This window comes from Halobacillus rhizosphaerae (assembly GCF_046719735.1).
GTDB classification, from domain to species: Bacteria; Bacillota; Bacilli; order Bacillales; family Halobacillaceae; genus Halobacillus_B; species Halobacillus_B rhizosphaerae.
The window spans coordinates 332,749-349,951 of record NZ_JAUTWQ010000001.1 but is presented as its reverse complement, the minus strand read 5'-3'; the positions used below and the strand labels follow the sequence as shown (position 1 = coordinate 349,951).

Here is a 17,203-nt window from a genome sequence, read left to right as displayed (position 1 = left end):
CATGAAATATCTTCCCTTGCTATTCCTTATGAGATCTTCTCAGTGAATACTGACTTTTGGTTAGTAATACTTCTTAATCCTTCTTCGTTGTAACCCACGACCAATTTTTCGCCATTCGTTAAGATTGGCCGCCGAAGGAGTTTCGGCTTTTCTATAACGAGATCTAAAAATTCATTAACTGTTAACTCTTCAACATTAAGATTTAAGGATTTATATTCCTTGCTTCTTTTTGCTAAAATTTCATCTATTCCTTCAGTAGTCAAAGATAAAATTGCCCGAAGCTCTTCTACAGTAGGGGTTTCTCGAAATAAATGCTGTTCTTTAAAAACCACTCCCTGACTTTTTAACCAGGATTTGGTTCTTCGGCAGGAAGTACAACTGGGATAGCTGAAAAATTTTAAGTCGCTCATACTTTTCTCTCCTTCTGTGTATGGGATTATTCATATTGTATAATCATTGTATAACCTTTGTACAATTTTTTAAACGCTTTTTGCAATAAAATTTAATTCTAAAATTACCCAAATGTTCTATTCATCATTTATGGGTCAGAATGAACGATATAGGGTATAATAAAGAAAATGACTGCCTGGTTTCAGACTTATTTACATTCCTTCAGGGGTCGTTTATAATATGTATGATAGTCTATCCATTTAAAGGAGGGGGAAGAAGCATGGACCGTATGTTTCGCGTGCTGGCCTTTTGGACTGGGATATTTACTGTTATGTTCTATGCAGGGGGCATGATGGAAGCATCTATTTTATCTTTAGTTCAAACAGCATTTTTCCTTACTGTCGGTTTCCTTAAACTGTCAGAACGTATGTATATTTACATATTCTTCTCATACTTGACAGTGTTTATGATTGGCTTTACTTATTACTCTTCATTTATTTTAGTTCCAGGATTCGAGTAAATGAAAAAAACTGCTATCCCTTGCGGATAGCAGTTTTTTATTATACACATTTTTAAATAAGTTTAGAAAAGCCTAGAAAAAAAAGGGGTTTTCAGCTTTTTCTTCACCAATCGTAGTGGGTTTTCCATGGCCCGGATAAATCCTCATATCATTGCGCAAACTAAAGAGGTGGTCATGAATACTTTGCTCAAGTTCTTCACGGCTCCCGCCCGGCAAATCTGTTCGGCCCATTCCTCTTTGGAAAAGCGTATCTCCTGCCACAGTAAACCTTTGATTGCTAAATACTAAGGATATACTGCCCGGGGAGTGACCAGGAGTATGACGGACTTCAAAGCTAAAGTCTCCAATTTGGTTTTCTCCCAATGTAAAGTAATGATCAGCAGGAGCAGCCGTTATCTCACCTACTTGAAAGAGACCAGACCCGTTTAGCTCTGGGTTCATCAGCCAGTCTTTCTCTGCTTCATGTAGGTAAACAGGAGCATGGTACATTTTTCTTGTTTCATCCACCGCACCTATATGATCAAAGTGAGCATGAGTTAGTAAAATAGCTTCCACTTGGAGTTCTTTATCAGTTAGAAATTGATGTAATTTAGCAAAGTCTCCGCCAGGATCTATTACCAGAGCTTTCTTGTTCTCGTAAATAATGTAAGCGTTTGTAGCCATTGGCCCTAAAGGCAAACGGGAAATTTTTATCAAAGGGTAGACACCTCACTTGTAATTATATAAAATACTTTATAGAGCAACTCGACAAATTCCATATTATCCATTAGAATAAGTAGGAATCTAATGAGTTACATACAGTATAACATCCTTAAATGATAAGAATAAGAAATGATTTCTAGGAGGTGCTGAATTTGGTAACAGGTGTCATTCTTCTTATAGTAGCCATTCTTTGTGTTCTCGCTGTTTTCCGTGAAGCTAAATCAAAAAATTTCTTCGCTGTATTATTTGCCGGTGCTTCAGCATTAGTATTTGGCTGGTTTTCTGTGATGACTATTTACTCTAATCTTTTCAGCTAAAACTAAATGGACAGTAAAAAAACCAGCTGCGTTATAACAGCTGGTTTTTTATTGATATTGATTCTTAATTTCTTCTGTGGACTCTAATAATTGTTTGTTTTTGTTAAAGAAATATCGATACATGAACAAGGTTACGAACATAGCGCTGATGGAAACGGAAGAGAATATACTTAATGAAATAACAAGTTGATATTTAATAGCCATAACCGGTTCCACACCGCCAAGAATCAACCCTGTCATCATCCCGGGCAGTTGTACAAGCCCAATCGTCTTTAATCGGTCAACGTTCGGAATAAGGGAAGCATTTAAAGTCTTCTGGACGATCAAATGGGAAGCTTGCTTAGGCTCTGCTCCTAAAGATAGTGCAGCGAGCAGTCTGCCACGGTTTTCAGTGAATTCATTCTTCATACGTTCAAGTGCGAGTCCCATTGCAACCATACTATTTCCTATCACCATACCGCTCATTGGAATAACTTGAGAAGGAACAAAATCAACGAGTCCAAATAGGAGCCATAATGCTAGTACACTTCCTTCAACAAGGATCAGACCAGTAAAAATTACAAGCAAAACATTCGGCAGCTCTTTACCCTTCTTTCTGGCATGGAAGGCCGCTACTATGATCATGATCCCTACCATTAAAGGAATTCCAATCACAGCTTTTAAATCAAATAGGTAAGTTAAAATGTAGCCAATCGCAAATAACTGTACCGCACCTCTAATAGATGACCATAATATGCTTTTGTTTAAACCCAGTTGATAAAAGTAGGAGAGACTAAGCGGAACGATGACAAAAATAATTAGAAATAATAAAGATTGATTCGATACTTCTGGATTCATTCCATCATCCCCCCTATTCCTCTAAATACTTTCCAAGAATAGCGGTTTTCGGCTTCTCCAGCATCTCAGGAATCTTTCCATCCTCCTGAAGCTTTCCATCCTTTATAAATAACCCACGGGTGCCCAGACGCCTTACTTGGGCCAAATCGTGGGTAACCATGACCATCGTTAGATCTTGTTCTTTAATTAACTCTAATAATACTCCTTCAATCTCTTCAGCAGTTCGGTAATCTAATGCGCTGGTAGGTTCGTCAAGTAGGAGAATTTCTGGAGAATTGGCTAAGGTTCTGGCAAGAGATACTCGCTGTTTTTCCCCTCCCGATAATTGATCCACTGTTCTAGTCAAGTACGACTGAGGCAGCTGCACATACTCCAATAATTTCGTTCCTTGTTTCTCGTCCCACTCCTTAAATAAAGCAGGACCGAACTTCACGTTATCCAGCACTGTGCCTGGAAATAAATTAGAGTCCTGAAGCACTAGACCCACTCTCTTCCTTAACCTCGTAATCGAGTGCTCTTCAATCGCTTTATCGTCAAAATAAATCTTCCCGCTTTCCGGATCCTTCAATCGATTGAATAAAAACAAAAGAGTACTCTTTCCCGCTCCCGAAGGGCCAAATAACATGACTCGTTCATTTTTCTCAATGGTAAAATTCAAGTCGTGCAAAGGTTCTTGGTTTACTTGTTCAAATCGAAACACGGCCATTTTCCTTTCTGCTGCATACTATTCGTGCGAATGGTTCAATTATCCTGTATCTTTCCTATGTATGAATTCACCGAAACCCTCAATAGTATTTTATCCTTCTTTTTCCTTGGATACTCACTCAATAAATTCTTACCTACGTCCATTCCCCTCCGGAACTGTAAATAATCATAAAAATAAGCTGGACCCGAATTCGCTCTGATTCAGGTCCAGCTTTCCAATTCCCTTAATTAAGTTTACTGTGAAAATCGTAAAATCGAAACAAATCTCCATAAATAATGGAATCTGAATATTCTAGTTCCTTTTTGGCTTTATCTTTATACGATTCACAGCTAGATTCCTTGCCCTCTGCCACAGGTTTCCCAGTATCTCGATGATAACAGGTACTATCCGCATAAATGTAGTCGTCACTGACCACAGTTCCATCTCTTAACGCTAGAAAATCTTTGCGATTCTGGCGGAACATGTCCTGGCCAAACGCCAGATCACCGGAATTATCGATACCAAGCAGATGCAGCAGCGTTGGCTTCACATCTATTTGGCCGGCTATATTATTCTTCTGGCTCGCTTTATGATACCCCGGTATATGAATCATGAAAGGAACACGCTGAAGCTGTGTATGCTCGTATCCATTAATATCTTTACCTAGAAATTTCCCCATAGCATTGTTATGAAATTCACTGATTCCATAATGATCGCCCATTAAAACAATGACCGAATTCTGATACAAGCCCGCTTCTTTTAATTCCTGGAAAAACTCTTCAATGGACTCATCTGTATATCTAGCAGTTTGAAAATAATGGTTTAAAGTTTCTGAACCAGAATCAAATTGATCAATATTGGCTTTATCCTGAGGCATCTCAAATGGAAAATGGTTTGTTAAAGTTATGAATTTGCTATAGAAAGGCTGTTTTTGCTTTTTTAAATATTTAATGGATTGGGCGAAGAAATCTTTATCATCCAGCCCCCAACCAAATGAATTCTCAGAGTTTTCAACAAAGGAAGTTTCATCATAAAAGTGATCATAACCAATGTTATTATACATGACGTCACGGTTCCAAAAACTCCGGTTATTCGCATGAAATACAGAAGTATAATAATTATTTTCTTTAAGGATTTCAGGAAGGGAGTGATACTCGTTTTGGGCATTAGTAAAGTATACGGCTCCCCTCCCCAATGGATAAAGAGAATTCTCAATTAAAAATTCCGAATCAGAGGTTTTGCCTTGAGCCGTTTGATGATAGAAATTCTTAAACCAGAATGTGTCTTTGCTTTCCTTTAAATCATTTAAAAAAGGGGTTGTTTCCTTGCCATTAATTTTTGAATCCAGCAGGAAGTTTTGAAACGACTCCAAGCTTACAAATATAACGTTTTTTCCTTTGGCAAGTCCATACAAATCCGTTTTCTCATTTGTATTAACGTTCTCATCCATATACCCTTCAATTTCGCTTATTTCCGTTCCATCCGCGAAAACACGCTGTGCTTTAGTTTTTGTCTGCATCGTTGAATCGTAAAGATGGTAATTAAAAATCCCAATATTTTTTACTAAATACTCACGGTCGAAAGTACGAACAAACAGCATGGGACGCTCGACTTCGGCCAGAGTTATATTTCCTGCTAATAATAGAAATGTTACGGCAGTAGCCGCAATTCTGCTGCTCCCGGATAATTCTGTGTACATACGGTATTTCTTTCTGCTTAGCAGCCAAATTAGTACTACATCAGTAAATAAAAAAAGATCGGTACTATGAATTAAGGTAAAAATACTGGAAGTTAAATCTGAAGCATTGTTTCCCTGAAACAAAACAGGGATCGTAATAAAGTCCGTAAAATTACGATAGAACAATAGATTCAGATACAAAACGACGGTGCCGATCATAGAAGTCCAGCGCAAATATTTTAGCTGTCGGTTCGGTTTAAGCCAGACGCTGATCGCAAAAACTAAATAAGCACTTGCCAAGGGATTAATGAAAAGAATGATTTCCTGTAATGGATTTTCAATAGATAAATCAAAGATGAATCTGTAAAGGATATAAGTTTTAATACCAAATAAAATCGTTGCAATCACAAATAAAGGGAGCTTCCTTTTATTTAATTGCATGGGTGTTCCTCCTCTATCTCCTCGACAAGTTAAATGAATACCATTCGCATCTCTCAAACTATTTATGTTTCCATTTAAGTATCATTATTATTAGTTCATCCACAATATTATGACGATGATTTTACCATAAAAGTTTCAAAAAAGGTGGAGAAACAAGTATTTGTTAGAAAAATGCCAAGCAAATGTAATAAGCTTCTAAAGATCCTGGTATTTTATTGCAGCTATTAGGCGCCGAGGATAGAAGATTTAAAGAATTCCTTTCCTTTCCTTTAAAATGAAACCCTACCCGTGGTGAAAAAACTTAAAAGCGACTGTTTTTTCACCACGGGTAAGGTTTATTCTCTATAAAATCCAGAAAAAAACATTTGGAAAGTGATGCTTTCTTCCAAATGTTTTTCATCCGTTAAGTTACTTACTTTTGATTTTGTTTAACTAGATAAGCGCCTCCGATGACTCCAGCATCGTTGCCCAGCTTCGCCATTCCAAAGTTACATGCCTCAGCAGTCCTCGGTAGCGCATACTTATAAAAGGTTTCCATTAATGGATGGAGTAATTGGTCCCCTGCATTAGATACCCCACCGCCAATGACTATTTTTTCAGGATTTATAGCAATAGCCAAGTTTGCAATTGCCAGCCCGAGCGTGTCAATCACATCATTTAAAACAGATTTAGCGAGCTGATCTCCTTGCTTTCCAGCATCAAATACATCTTTTGAAGTAATGGATTCATTTTGAATTTTATCCTTCAGACTGGAGGTAGGATAATCAGAAATAGCTTCTCTAACTTTCCTTACGATCCCTGTAGCCGATGCTTCTGTTTCTAAACAACCTGTCTTTCCGCAATTACAAGGTGCTCCCCCGTTCGGGACTACAGTCATGTGTCCGATCTCTGCGGCTGTACCGTTCGCTCCGCTGTCAATTTGTCCATTAACTATGATACCTCCACCTACGCCGGTGCCTAAGGTTACGGCGATAAGGTAGTCTGAACCTTCCCCCGCCCCGAGCCAATTTTCACCCAAGGCTGCAAGGTTAGCGTCATTATCCACCCAAACAGGAAATCCGCTAAGTTCCTGCAGCTGTTCTCCTAAGTTAAAGTTCTTCCATCCTATGTTTACTGCTTCATAAATAAAACCCGTCTCTGTATTAATAAAGCCAGGAGCTCCTGCGCCAATTCCAAGAATCTGGTCGTTATGTACATCCATTTTTGTTAATTCATTCTCAAAGGCCTCATGAATATCTTTTGGTATATTAATTCCTTGATCCTGTTTATCTGTAGGGATTTCCCATTTTTTTACGATAATTCCATCTAGTGAAATCACCGCCAGCTTAATAGAAGTCCCTCCTATATCTGCACTTAAACAATAAGATTGATTCATCGTATTAATCCTCTCCCCTTCAATCGATCTCTTTCCACTGCCATTTCATTTCTTAATAAGAGAATTGCCATTTGGTAATCATCTTGGACCATACACTGAGATTGATAAAGCTCACGAATCTCATCCTCCATCATCTCAAGCTCCGCCAGCCGGTCCCCAACGTAAATAAAAGTGCCAAATTTTTTTAGTAATTGCTGAATATCATATATAGTTCTCATTTTTATCACCATCTCTATTATAACAAGCTAGTCACTGAAATAAAATCTAAAAAACCCTGACCGATTACCGATCAGGGTCTCTAGGGTTTAAAAATGCTGGGCGTCTATTTTTCAAAGGAATAGGCGACCGAATTAATACATCTCGCAGAGGACGCCAAGAAAAAGGCAGGAATGGCCAAAGATACGGTATTTTGAAAGTTTTCATATGGGCTAAATACATTAACCAGAAGGTTACTCCGATAACATAACCTTTCACCCCAAAGATTCCCGTAACAATAAGCAGCAGTAATCTGGATAGCCGATCAGCTAATCCCATTTCATAGCTAGGAGTGGCGAAGGTCCCAATCGCCGCCATTGATAAATACAACACAACTTCGCTAGAAAACAACCCGACTTGAACAGCTACTTGACCAATTAAGATCGCAGCTACTAATCCGAGAGCGGTTGCGAGAGAAGAAGGAGTATGAATGGCCGCCATCCTTAACATGTCTATCCCTATTTCAGCAATTAGAAACTGAACAATAAGCGGCAGGACACCCGCTTCTTCAGGACCGATAAATGAAATAGCCTCAGGGAGCAGACCCGGCTGTAATGAAAGCAGAAAATATAACGGAAGCAAGAAAATGGATGCAAAAAACCCAATAAACCTTACAAATCTCAAATATGCCCCTACCACCGGTTTCTGCCGGTATTCTTCCGCGTGCTGAAGGTGATGCCAGAAAGTAGCAGGAGTAATCATAACACTTGGTGAGCCATCCACAATGATTAAGATATGCCCCTCATATAAATGAGCGGCGGCAGTATCCGGCCGCTCTGTATAACGGATAACTGGGTAAGGATTCCAATGCTGTCCGCTTATATACTCTTCGATCGTTTTCTCAGCCATAGGAAGCGCATCCGTATCAATTTCCTTTAAAACACGTCTAAGATGAATAATACGATCTTGGTCAGCAATGTCCTTCAAATAGCACAAACAGACATCTGTTTGTGAACGACGTCCAATCTGAGAATACTCCATACGCAAAGACCGGTCACGAATCCTTCTTCTTGTTAATGCTGTGTTAAACACAATGGTTTCAACAAACCCATCCCTCGCTCCTCTTACCACCCTCTCAATATCCGGCTCATGAGGGCTTCTTACCGGATAAGTTCTGGCATCGATCATGATAACTTCGGACATACCTTCAACGACAAGAGCGGTTGGCCCGGCAAGAATCAGGTCCGCTGCTTTATTTAAATCTTTTTGTTTACCTAACTCTATATATGGCAAATGGGTCTGCAGCAGTTTAGTTAAGGGATCCGGGTCTAATTGACTTTTCTCTAATTTAGACAGCAGCTTCATCAAATAGTGAAGAATGTCGTCTTTAACAAAACCATCGACCATAAATAAGGACATTCCGCGACCTGCATAGACAAGATCAAGGTGGATGATATCAAAGCTCTCGTCAACCCCGAGCCGATTACGCATATATTGAACATTTTTTTCATATTCCTTAAAAAGAGATTGCTTGTCTTCCATCCTAATCCTCCTACATTGGCTAGTAAGGATTAGTTTCTGCCGCAGTCTTCAATTCATACATGATTCAGCTGAGCATTTCGGACTTTATATAGCTCATTAATAATCGATAGGTGTGTAAAAGCGAATCGGTATGAGTTCTTTCATAAGAATGGGATGCATCGATACCAGGACCGATAAGAGCATGCTTAATATCAAATCCCGCTTTTATAGCTGCCGAAGCATCCGATCCATAATAGGGATAGATATCAACCTGGTAACTGATCTTATTCTCTTTCGCCAGGGAAACCATGTGATTTTTCAGGCCGGCATGATAGGGTCCTGAGGAGTCTTTAGCACAAATGGACACATCATGTTCGGTGGAGGTTTGTCCATCCCCAATCGCTCCCATATCGACCGCTACAAACTCTTCTGTGTTTGCTGGGATCGATGCATTTGCACCATATCCAATTTCTTCATTATTAGAGAAATAGAAATGAGTCGTGTAAGGAAGACGAATCTGTTCTTCTTGAATGACCTCCAGCATATGCATGAGCACAGCCGCACTGGCTTTATCGTCCAGATGTCTGGATTTAATATAGCCGCTCTCTGTTTCTTCATAACGCGGGGCAAAAGATACAAAATCACCGACTTGAATGCCCAAATTGATTACATCCTCTTTATTACTCAGAACCTCATCCAGCCTTACTACTATATTTTCCTCATTTCTCTTACTTTCTCCTGCCCCTTTGTAAACATGAACCGAAGCTTGGTGCATAAGAATAGTACCGCTTACTGGCCCGTTATCAACCGTGTGAACCTGACAATATTCGCCCTCCACGCTATTAAAGATAAATCCTCCGATCAAGGATAAACGTAGCTTCCCATCGGCTTTTATCTCTTTAACCATGGCTCCTAATGTATCTAAATGAGCCGTTAATAGACGCTGTCTGTCATTATTTTCTCCGGGGATGGTGGCTAACAGAGCCCCTTTGTTCGTCACCTTTGTGGAAATTCCTTTTACTCGAAGAACATTCTCACAATATTTCACAATTTCCTCTGTATAGCCAGTAGGGCTCGCTATAGAAGTAAGCTGCTTCAAATGATCTGCCATATAGTTTATATTTTTCTGCATGTTCGTTCCTCCTTTATCATATCTTTCCTATACATCATTACTTTCTTAGTAACAACCTATTAAGGGGTGTACGTATGAAAAAATCTTGGAAGGCGGCTTGCATTGGTGCACTGCTGCTGGCGCTTATCCTGCCTATGGCCGCGAATAGATCAAAGGATCAACCTGTAATCCAGTACTTCCCTCTGGATAAGACTCATTCGTTTACATCATATAAAACTCATCTGAAATTTGCTGAACAAGAGGATGAAAACGAATATGAGGTATCATGGGACATGACCTCAGTTAGTGACGAACCCATGTATTTAAGACAAGATGTATCGTTACTCTTTGTGAATGGACGACTTAAGGGAGTTATGAATAAATGGCTTCAAAATACGGCTTCTGTTGAAAAACAAACGAAACTGCATGGAGAGGATAGTATGAAATACCAGGCCATTTCTTTCCATCAAGGTGAAGTTCACAGAGATGAACAGCCCATCACAAGTGTACAAGCTAGTTCTAGCGATACCCTGTATGTCATAGATTCACCTCATACCACACGAACCGCCTTCAATAAACCTTCTAATCAACAGGAACAAGAATGGAAGCAGCGCCTGGACCATAGCATCAATCAGCAAATAAATGCCCAATGGGACGATTTAATTGACTATTATCATATCCCACTAGACCAGTACGTGAAAGTTCCTTTAACGGATTTGCCTCGATATAATGACCAGCCTTTTCCCGGGACCACAAAGGAGAACTATAACAGAATTAAAGGACAGCTTTGGGAAGGCTTATATAAAAATTATATATTAGGAATTTCAGATAAGAAGACATCCCACCCGATTCAAAGCTACATTCCATTAATTTTATTTGCTAAAAACGGAAAACATTTAATGGTTTTATTTGAGGACGATACTGGAAAGAAGCATCAACTCATTCAATATTATTAATTTAAGGAACGCAGCAGCTTTTGAAAATTTTCTTGCTCAGGCTTGAGAGATGCAGCTTTTTCTGCCTCTTCTTTAGCCTGATTCAGCCGTCCCCTCTTTTGATAAATTAAAGCAAGGTTAAAATGAGCTTCTGCCATATCTGGTTTAACTTGAACTGCTTTCTCCAAGTCTTGCTTAGCTTTATCCAGCTGCCCTTTCTGTGTATAGGCATAAGATCGATTAAATAATAGTTCGGCCTTGTAGATTCCTGGAAATTCCAGTGCATGTGTAGCTGTTTGAATAACTTGATCGTACTGCTTATCTTTAATAAGTTCCTGAGTGTATTGGACTTGTACGCCTGCCTGCTCAGATTGAGAGTATTGCGCGGTTCCTCCCCATACCATTCCAATGGCAGCTAGAATATAAATAGCTAAGCTAAGCAGCTGAACTTTTAAATTCTTCTGCTTTGGCAGGTGAATCAGCATGGAAGCAATAAAACCGCCTGTCAAACCACCTAAATGAGCGCTGTTATCAACTTGCGGGACAATAAAACCAAAGGCTAGATTTAAGCCAATAATGAAAAGAACATTTGTGCCCATTGTTCTGAAGAAGAGTCGTTTGTGCAGCAGTCCAAAGAAAAGCAAGGCACCAAACAAACCAAAGATAGCACCCGATGCCCCGGCAGCAATTTGAGGGTTCATCATAAAGCTCGAGAGACCTCCAAATATTCCTGCAAGAAAATAGATACCCGTAAAACGAAGGCTTCCATAAATTCTTTCAACGGCAGTCCCTAAATAAAACAAGGCAAGCATGTTCATAAACAGATGGAGAAAACCGATGTGGAGAAACATAGATGTAACAATTCTCCACCATTCCCCGTCCATTAAGGCAGGGTTATACTTAGCTCCATATTGGATTAGTGAAATAAGAGAGGTACTTTTCCCTTTCCACTCTACGAAAAAAAAGACCAAAATATTAAGTATCAGCAATACATACGTCATGATGGGTTTTCCATACTTAAATAAATCAAGGGCCGCTCTTTTTCTTTGCTGATCTGAACTTACAATTTGCTGTCTTAGATAGGAGATAATCGATTCCATTTCTGCAGGTTGAAGATTCTGTCCCAGCTGAGGTGAATTCAGACTAATCGAGTGATAAAACCGAGAACTCTCTTCACTTTTATGTTCTTCATCTAAATAATACAGCTTCATATTGACTTTGGAATCACTCTTTAATACATCCGTAACTGCTTTCTCCCAGTCATCTACAGGCGGATACTCAGATAAATAAAGGTTGTGAAACATTAGTCTTGACCCGGTAAATAATCTTATATTCTGCTTTACGCGCTGATATGTAAGAAGGATGTCATCCATTAATTCTCTTGCCCAATTGAATTGAGCCACCTTAAGGCGGACTACATGTGTTTTCCATTTATAGTCTTTTTCAAGCCACAGATCATGAGTTTGAGAATTCAGATGAAGAATCTCAAATCCTTGAACGACCACCAGGTCATGAGCTATTTTCCAAAAGGTATACTCCTGTTTAATAAACAATGCTTCTGTTCCCCCTTTAAAGTTATCATAGCATGATCATCCATAGGTTTGCTTACTTGGTAACTCCATTCTAACAGTTTTAGTTAGGACAGGACGCCTCCTATACTAGGCAAGAGATATGAATAACCCGTACGAAAAAAAAACTGCCGTTAAGGGCAGCTAACTTCCAATCATGTTTGAAACATTTTTGATAACATTTTCTGTCTTACCCATGGGATATTCATTGTACTCCTTACCAGCCATTTTCTAAGTAAAGGCAGGGTCGTGATAATGTTGAGCAGCTTAAATCTAAACCTATAAATCGTCATAATCACAGAAACAGCTAATACCAGCCAGCGAAAGAAAGAACGCAAACGCTCCACCTCCATTATGAAAGATAAAGTTAGCGTTTGCTAATTTAATGCCGATTATTCATTTCGATATTTCTTTAGGACAGGAGCTAGGGTACCCTTCAAAAGAAGGGTGGAAGCTTCAAATTTCTTCATTTCTTCTTCATTCAGATTTAATTCGATCACTTCTCTCACTCCACTTCGATTCACGACCGCCGGGACTCCAACATAAACGTCATCCTGACCGTACTGGTTTCTTAGATAGCTGGAGATCGTCAAAACCGCATTCTCATTATGCAGGATGGCTTTCGTTAATCTCACGAGCCCCATTGCAATTCCATAATGCGTGGCCCCTTTTCTATCAATGATATGATAAGCAGCATCCCGCACCTGGATAAATAAGTCTTCCAGTTCTTCAGTATGATATTGATTGGGAAACCGTTGAATTCGTTCCAGGATAGAACATCCGCCTACACGTGCCTGACTCCATATCGGAACCTCAGAATCCCCGTGTTCCCCCATAATGTATGCATGGATATTCCTTGAATCAATTTGAAAGTATTCTCCAAGTTGGTACCTAAGCCTGGCTGTATCAAGAATAGTACCTGAACCAATCACCCGATGGACGGGGAGTCCAGAGAATTCCCATGTCATATAAGTAAGGATGTCAACAGGATTAGTGGCCACTATGAATATGCCATCAAACCCACTCTCCATCACTGAATAAATAATATCTCTAAATATGGAAGTGTTTTTTACCACTAAGTCTAACCGGGTTTCTCCAGGCTGTTGATTCGCACCGGCTGTAATCACCACAATGTCAGCCGTTTTACAATCGGCATACTCCCCATTCCAGATTTTAGTACTAGAAGGAGCAAAGGCAAGTCCATGGTTCAAATCCATGGCATCCCCTTCCGCTTTCTCTTTATGAAGATCTACAAGCACTAGTTCATCAGCAATTCCTTGATTTAATAAGGCAAAAGCATAGCTAGACCCCACCGCTCCGGTTCCAACCACCACAACTCTGTTTATATGTTCCATCATCCTGCCCCCTTCTATCTCTATTTTAACTGAATAGCAACTTAAAATATAAAGGCAAGATGAATATTTTGTTAAGATTATCTGCAGGTAATCATTCTTTCTTCCGTGCAGATAAATTGAACCGGGATATCAAATGATTCTATAGGTATTTGTTCCTGCAGCTGTTTCTCAGATGCTAAGGAAATTGTCTCTCCTACATACTTCTCTAAATACCGATCATAATAACCACCGCCAAAACCAATTCGATAACCATCCTCATTAAATAATAATCCCGGAACGAGAAGAAGTTCGATTGCCTGCTTTTGAACAAGCACTGTTTTAGACGGGTCCGGCTCTTTTAATCCATAATAAACAACTTCTAACTGGCTGAGGTCAGTAATCTTATAAAATATGAGTTCTTTCTTATTCGGAACACACTTGGGTACAACCACAGTTTTTCCTTGGTCCCAGGCCTTCTGTATGATAGGTAAAGTCGGCCATTCATCCCCTTTGGAAATAGTCACACCAATAACGGAAGAAGCCTTCCAGATTTTCGAGGAAAATAACCGGTTAAGAATTAGCTTTGAAATTTCTAACCTCTCTTCACCTAAGTTTGTTAAGATGTCTTTCGCTTTCTTACGCCACTCCTTTTTTTCCATTATATCGCCCCTTCTGTGATTATTCCTGTAACTGATTCTACTTAAAGTTTTGATGTTGCTTTTGCTTGAAATCGAGCTTCATCTATATATAAGGATTAGTCTCAAATAGAAACTTGAAGATAAAAAAAACAGTAGGAGTTAATCCTACTGTCTTACTTGGTTTCACGGTGAAGCGTATGTTTGCCTAAACGCGGGCTGTATTTCATTAGCTCTATACGTTCAGGGTTGGTACGCTTATTTTTTGTTGAAATATAATTGCGATCACCAGTTTCGGTGCAAGCAAGTGTAATGTTTACACGCATGGTTATCCCTCCAAATCATCATTCATTTCACTGTCTTATTCACTTTATCAGACTTTATTATAGTAACAAATCCTAAGCTTCATTACAAGTAAAGATTATTGATATCAAGCGAAATATGATAGAAATTTCACTCTCCTTATGTTATAACTGAAGCTGAAATATATAAGGAGTGAATATTAATGGTAATTCTACTAATTACACTAGCCAGCATCTCAGTCGTCCTCTTTCTATTTTCTTTCGGGATGAATGACCGTTTTAAAGACCTTGAAAACCAAGTAGAACAGCTATCTATGAAAATGATGCAGGATAATTATCAAATGAAACAAAAAATGAAAATTCTTGAAGAAGAGCTGCTTGCCGAAGACCTTACCAGCGAGATTCTAAAAAATCCTTATAAGAAAACGGCCTCTTCCACACTTCCTTTTATGGATAAAGTAAAATCCATGCACAATAAAGGATACAAGAGCCATTACATTGCTAAAGAAACTAATTTAGAAGAGCATGATGTAAGATCCATTCTTCAGCAGTTCAGCCGAGAAGGAGGGAAATAATGAAACATACCATTCGCGCCTTTTCTCTCGGTTTACTCACTGCTACAGTAATAATTGGATATACTTATTGGGACCAAAGCAAGGATTCAGAAGAAACTGGACCAACTCATAATTTAACACGTACACAAATGATTAACTCACTTGAAAATAGCGGCTATCATGTTTTGAATTCACAAGAATTTTCTAAAACAGCGAACGCCTCTTCTGCTAAGAAGCAGCAGCAACAGGAAGACCCCATTCATTACTTATCGATGGATATCACTTCAGGTACTTCTTCTCCTGAGATAAGCAAAAGGCTAGAAAAGGCGGAGATTATTTCAGATGCAAAGGGTTTTGAAGCCTTTATGAAAGACAAGGATTACACTCGGTCTATTCAAGTCGGCTGGATTCAAGTAAATTCAGACATGAGTCCAAAGGAAATAGCCAACACCCTTATACATAAAAAATAAAGAATTAAGGCTGGGACTGGAGTCTTTCAGCTAAAATCAAATCCGAATGATGAGGAAATGTTACTGGCATCTTCCATCATCATTCGGATTTTTCCGTACTGGATAAGTTAAGGTTTCCTTTACACACTCTCTTCGGACCCGTTGCCCTTCTCTCGCCATATCCTTCTATCCCTGCTTGTTTATTCGTTTAAATCGTAGGAGACACCTTTAACTAAGTAAAAGATACTCTCCCCAATGTTCGTAATATGGTCAGCAAACCTCTCAATATAACGGGAGGTGAATGCCATCTGCATAAGATGCTGAATCTGTTCAGGGTTATTAGCTGTCTGCTCCAGTAAATCACGGGTCACTTCTCCATATTTATTATCAATGTAGTCATCTTTCACGGCAAGTTCCCGCGCCAGAGTAATATCTTCATTATCATACGCCTTACGAGCAATATCCACCATCTCTGTTGCTATCTTTGCCATTTCACGTATGGCTGGATGAACAGAAAGGGTATGATCCGGACCTAAATGACGAGTAGACTTCGCAATATTTTTTGCGTGATCGGCCATTCTTTCCAAATCTGCAGAAATCTTTATCGCAATAATTAAGCGGCGTAAATCAGAAGCAACGGGCTGTTGTTTAGCAATAAGAATAATGACCGTTTCATTAATAGCTTGTTCCTTCTGATTAAAGATATGATCTTTATCAATAATTTCTTGTGCTGCTTCTATATCTTTGTTATAAAGTGCGTCCACCGCTTTTTCCAGTACTTCTTTCGTATCATCAGCAAGTTCATCTATCTTCACTTGTAATTCATTTAGCTCTTCAGTAAAAAAACGACGTGTAGTCATGTTATAGCCCCCTGTTAATTATCCAAATTTACCGCTAATATAATCTTCTGTCCGCTTATCTTTTGGATTGGAAAAAATAAGATCTGTTTTATCAAATTCCACAAGGTCTCCATTTAAAAAGAAAGCTGTCTGATCAGACACACGAGATGCCTGCTGCATATTGTGTGTCACTACTACAATAGTATAGTGCTCTTTTAGATCCTGAATTAATTCTTCTACTCGCAAAGTAGAAATGGGATCTAGTGCTGAAGTAGGCTCGTCCATTAATATTACATCTGGTTCGACTGCAAGTGCCCGTGCAATACAAATCCGCTGTTGCTGTCCGCCCGATAGACCTTTAGCACTTGTATGAAGTCTGTCTTTAACTTCATCCCATATTGCTGCCTGCTTTAAGCTTTTTTCAACGATTTGATCAAGCTCTTTTTTACTTTTTCTGCCTTGAATCCTTACTCCATAAATTACATTCTCATAAATGGACTTAGGAAATGGATTCGGATGCTGAAAAACCATCCCAACATTCGATCTTAACTCTTCAGGGCGGTATTTATCTAAAATACTGTCCCCATTATATTTAATGTTTCCTGAAACCCGAACGGTTGGAATCATTTCTACCATACGATTCAGCATCTTTAGAAATGTTGATTTCCCGCAGCCGGAAGGGCCGATAATGGCCGTAACTTCGCGCTGAGGTATTTTCATGTTTACTTCATATAATGCTTGATTTTCCCCATACCACAGGTTTAAATTCTCTACTTCATAAGAATAATTTCCCATAGAACCTCATTCCTCTACTT

Annotated in this window: 21 protein-coding genes; 5 read left to right on the top strand and 16 right to left on the bottom strand. The window is 39.1% G+C overall.

What is annotated here, in order from left to right; all coding sequences use genetic code 11:
• Positions 1-26: 26 nt before the first annotated feature.
• Positions 27-410: a Spx/MgsR family RNA polymerase-binding regulatory protein gene (locus tag Q7A53_RS01780; RefSeq protein ID WP_411787390.1), complete on the bottom strand. Its 384-nt coding sequence runs from the start codon at positions 408-410 to the stop codon at positions 27-29.
• A 260-nt stretch (positions 411-670) separates the two neighbouring features.
• Between Q7A53_RS01780 and Q7A53_RS01775 the strand changes: the two genes are divergently transcribed.
• Positions 671-910: a DUF2626 domain-containing protein gene (locus tag Q7A53_RS01775; protein WP_411787389.1), complete on the top strand. Its 240-nt coding sequence runs from the start codon at positions 671-673 to the stop codon at positions 908-910.
• 72 nt (positions 911-982) lie between these two features.
• Here the strand turns inward: Q7A53_RS01775 and Q7A53_RS01770 are convergent, their stop codons facing one another.
• Positions 983-1,606 carry an MBL fold metallo-hydrolase gene (locus Q7A53_RS01770; RefSeq protein ID WP_411787388.1) on the bottom strand — a complete coding sequence of 208 codons (624 nt, stop codon included), beginning with the start codon at positions 1,604-1,606 and terminating at the stop codon, positions 983-985.
• Positions 1,607-1,764: 158 nt separating this feature from the next.
• Between Q7A53_RS01770 and Q7A53_RS01765 the strand changes: the two genes are divergently transcribed.
• A complete protein-coding gene (locus Q7A53_RS01765; RefSeq protein ID WP_411787387.1) occupies positions 1,765-1,929 on the top strand; it encodes a DUF2759 domain-containing protein in 165 nt (54 codons plus the stop codon).
• 48 nt (positions 1,930-1,977) lie between these two features.
• Here the strand turns inward: Q7A53_RS01765 and Q7A53_RS01760 are convergent, their stop codons facing one another.
• From Q7A53_RS01760 to Q7A53_RS01730, 7 genes are all read right to left on the bottom strand, one after another.
• Positions 1,978-2,766, bottom strand: a complete 789-nt coding sequence (locus Q7A53_RS01760) for an ABC transporter permease (protein WP_411787386.1) — start codon at positions 2,764-2,766, stop codon at positions 1,978-1,980.
• Between the two features lie 13 nt (positions 2,767-2,779).
• Positions 2,780-3,472 (bottom strand): ABC transporter ATP-binding protein, encoded by a 693-nt coding sequence (locus tag Q7A53_RS01755; RefSeq protein ID WP_411787385.1) that lies wholly within the window; start codon positions 3,470-3,472, stop codon positions 2,780-2,782.
• 223 nt (positions 3,473-3,695) lie between these two features.
• Positions 3,696-5,570 (bottom strand): LTA synthase family protein, encoded by a 1,875-nt coding sequence (locus tag Q7A53_RS01750; RefSeq protein ID WP_411787384.1) that lies wholly within the window; start codon positions 5,568-5,570, stop codon positions 3,696-3,698.
• A 412-nt stretch (positions 5,571-5,982) separates the two neighbouring features.
• Positions 5,983-6,945 (bottom strand): ROK family glucokinase, encoded by a 963-nt coding sequence (locus Q7A53_RS01745; protein WP_411787383.1) that lies wholly within the window; start codon positions 6,943-6,945, stop codon positions 5,983-5,985.
• A complete protein-coding gene (locus tag Q7A53_RS01740) occupies positions 6,942-7,163 on the bottom strand; it encodes a YqgQ family protein (protein WP_411787382.1) in 222 nt (73 codons plus the stop codon). Before Q7A53_RS01740 ends, Q7A53_RS01745 begins: the two co-directional genes overlap by 4 nt.
• 64 nt (positions 7,164-7,227) lie before the next feature.
• Entirely contained in the window at positions 7,228-8,682 is a 1,455-nt protein-coding gene (locus Q7A53_RS01735) for a spore germination protein (protein WP_411787381.1), read from the bottom strand.
• Between the two features lie 64 nt (positions 8,683-8,746).
• Complete coding sequence (locus tag Q7A53_RS01730; protein ID WP_411787380.1) at positions 8,747-9,793, bottom strand: M42 family metallopeptidase; 1,047 nt, start codon at positions 9,791-9,793, stop codon at positions 8,747-8,749.
• 74 nt (positions 9,794-9,867) lie between these two features.
• Between Q7A53_RS01730 and Q7A53_RS01725 the strand changes: the two genes are divergently transcribed.
• Entirely contained in the window at positions 9,868-10,728 is an 861-nt protein-coding gene (locus tag Q7A53_RS01725) for a hypothetical protein (RefSeq protein WP_411787379.1), read from the top strand.
• Here Q7A53_RS01725 and Q7A53_RS01720 read toward each other — a convergent pair.
• From Q7A53_RS01720 to rpmG, 5 genes are all read right to left on the bottom strand, one after another.
• Positions 10,725-12,260, bottom strand: a complete 1,536-nt coding sequence (locus Q7A53_RS01720) for a rhomboid family intramembrane serine protease (protein WP_411787378.1) — start codon at positions 12,258-12,260, stop codon at positions 10,725-10,727. The genes Q7A53_RS01725 and Q7A53_RS01720 overlap by 4 nt on opposite strands.
• A gap of 170 nt (positions 12,261-12,430) precedes the next feature.
• Positions 12,431-12,613 carry a hypothetical protein gene (locus Q7A53_RS01715; protein ID WP_411787377.1) on the bottom strand — a complete coding sequence of 61 codons (183 nt, stop codon included), beginning with the start codon at positions 12,611-12,613 and terminating at the stop codon, positions 12,431-12,433.
• Positions 12,614-12,667: 54 nt separating this feature from the next.
• Entirely contained in the window at positions 12,668-13,633 is a 966-nt protein-coding gene (locus Q7A53_RS01710) for an L-lactate dehydrogenase (RefSeq protein ID WP_411787376.1), read from the bottom strand.
• Between the two features lie 74 nt (positions 13,634-13,707).
• On the bottom strand, positions 13,708-14,268 hold the full coding sequence (locus Q7A53_RS01705; RefSeq protein WP_411787375.1) for a 5-formyltetrahydrofolate cyclo-ligase: 561 nt from the start codon (positions 14,266-14,268) through the stop codon (positions 13,708-13,710).
• A 152-nt stretch (positions 14,269-14,420) separates the two neighbouring features.
• Positions 14,421-14,570 carry a 50S ribosomal protein L33 gene (gene rpmG, locus Q7A53_RS01700; RefSeq protein WP_411787374.1) on the bottom strand — a complete coding sequence of 50 codons (150 nt, stop codon included), beginning with the start codon at positions 14,568-14,570 and terminating at the stop codon, positions 14,421-14,423.
• A 179-nt stretch (positions 14,571-14,749) separates the two neighbouring features.
• Here rpmG and Q7A53_RS01695 point away from each other — a divergent pair, with 179 nt between their 5' ends.
• Positions 14,750-15,121, top strand: a complete 372-nt coding sequence (locus tag Q7A53_RS01695; protein WP_411787373.1) for a hypothetical protein — start codon at positions 14,750-14,752, stop codon at positions 15,119-15,121.
• On the top strand, positions 15,121-15,570 hold the full coding sequence (locus Q7A53_RS01690) for a hypothetical protein (RefSeq protein WP_411787372.1): 450 nt from the start codon (positions 15,121-15,123) through the stop codon (positions 15,568-15,570). Before Q7A53_RS01695 ends, Q7A53_RS01690 begins: the two co-directional genes overlap by 1 nt.
• A gap of 179 nt (positions 15,571-15,749) precedes the next feature.
• Here the strand turns inward: Q7A53_RS01690 and phoU are convergent, their stop codons facing one another.
• Together phoU and pstB are read right to left on the bottom strand one after the other, a co-directional pair.
• Positions 15,750-16,409 carry a phosphate signaling complex protein PhoU gene (phoU, locus tag Q7A53_RS01685; RefSeq protein ID WP_411787371.1) on the bottom strand — a complete coding sequence of 220 codons (660 nt, stop codon included), beginning with the start codon at positions 16,407-16,409 and terminating at the stop codon, positions 15,750-15,752.
• 18 nt (positions 16,410-16,427) lie between these two features.
• Positions 16,428-17,183 carry a phosphate ABC transporter ATP-binding protein PstB gene (gene pstB, locus Q7A53_RS01680; protein WP_411787370.1) on the bottom strand — a complete coding sequence of 252 codons (756 nt, stop codon included), beginning with the start codon at positions 17,181-17,183 and terminating at the stop codon, positions 16,428-16,430.
• Positions 17,184-17,203: the final 20 nt, after the last annotated feature.

Bases quoted from the DNA above. Each gene is read 5' to 3' on its own strand.
- Q7A53_RS01780 (WP_411787390.1), bottom strand. From the start codon at position 410: ATGAGCGACTTAAAATTTTTCAGCTATCCCAGTTGTACTTCCTGCCGA.
- Q7A53_RS01775 (WP_411787389.1), top strand. From the start codon at position 671: ATGGACCGTATGTTTCGCGTGCTGGCCTTTTGGACTGGGATATTTACT.
- Q7A53_RS01760 (WP_411787386.1), bottom strand. From the start codon at position 2,766: ATGAATCCAGAAGTATCGAATCAATCTTTATTATTTCTAATTATTTTT.
- Q7A53_RS01755 (WP_411787385.1), bottom strand. From the start codon at position 3,472: ATGGCCGTGTTTCGATTTGAACAAGTAAACCAAGAACCTTTGCACGAC.
- Q7A53_RS01750 (WP_411787384.1), bottom strand. From the start codon at position 5,570: ATGCAATTAAATAAAAGGAAGCTCCCTTTATTTGTGATTGCAACGATT.
- Q7A53_RS01745 (WP_411787383.1), bottom strand. From the start codon at position 6,945: ATGAATCAATCTTATTGTTTAAGTGCAGATATAGGAGGGACTTCTATT.
- Q7A53_RS01740 (WP_411787382.1), bottom strand. From the start codon at position 7,163: ATGAGAACTATATATGATATTCAGCAATTACTAAAAAAATTTGGCACT.
- Q7A53_RS01735 (WP_411787381.1), bottom strand. From the start codon at position 8,682: ATGGAAGACAAGCAATCTCTTTTTAAGGAATATGAAAAAAATGTTCAA.
- Q7A53_RS01730 (WP_411787380.1), bottom strand. From the start codon at position 9,793: ATGCAGAAAAATATAAACTATATGGCAGATCATTTGAAGCAGCTTACT.
- Q7A53_RS01725 (WP_411787379.1), top strand. From the start codon at position 9,868: ATGAAAAAATCTTGGAAGGCGGCTTGCATTGGTGCACTGCTGCTGGCG.
- Q7A53_RS01710 (WP_411787376.1), bottom strand. From the start codon at position 13,633: ATGATGGAACATATAAACAGAGTTGTGGTGGTTGGAACCGGAGCGGTG.
- Q7A53_RS01705 (WP_411787375.1), bottom strand. From the start codon at position 14,268: ATGGAAAAAAAGGAGTGGCGTAAGAAAGCGAAAGACATCTTAACAAAC.
- rpmG (WP_411787374.1), bottom strand. From the start codon at position 14,570: ATGCGTGTAAACATTACACTTGCTTGCACCGAAACTGGTGATCGCAAT.
- Q7A53_RS01695 (WP_411787373.1), top strand. From the start codon at position 14,750: ATGGTAATTCTACTAATTACACTAGCCAGCATCTCAGTCGTCCTCTTT.
- Q7A53_RS01690 (WP_411787372.1), top strand. From the start codon at position 15,121: ATGAAACATACCATTCGCGCCTTTTCTCTCGGTTTACTCACTGCTACA.
- phoU (WP_411787371.1), bottom strand. From the start codon at position 16,409: ATGACTACACGTCGTTTTTTTACTGAAGAGCTAAATGAATTACAAGTG.
- pstB (WP_411787370.1), bottom strand. From the start codon at position 17,183: ATGGGAAATTATTCTTATGAAGTAGAGAATTTAAACCTGTGGTATGGG.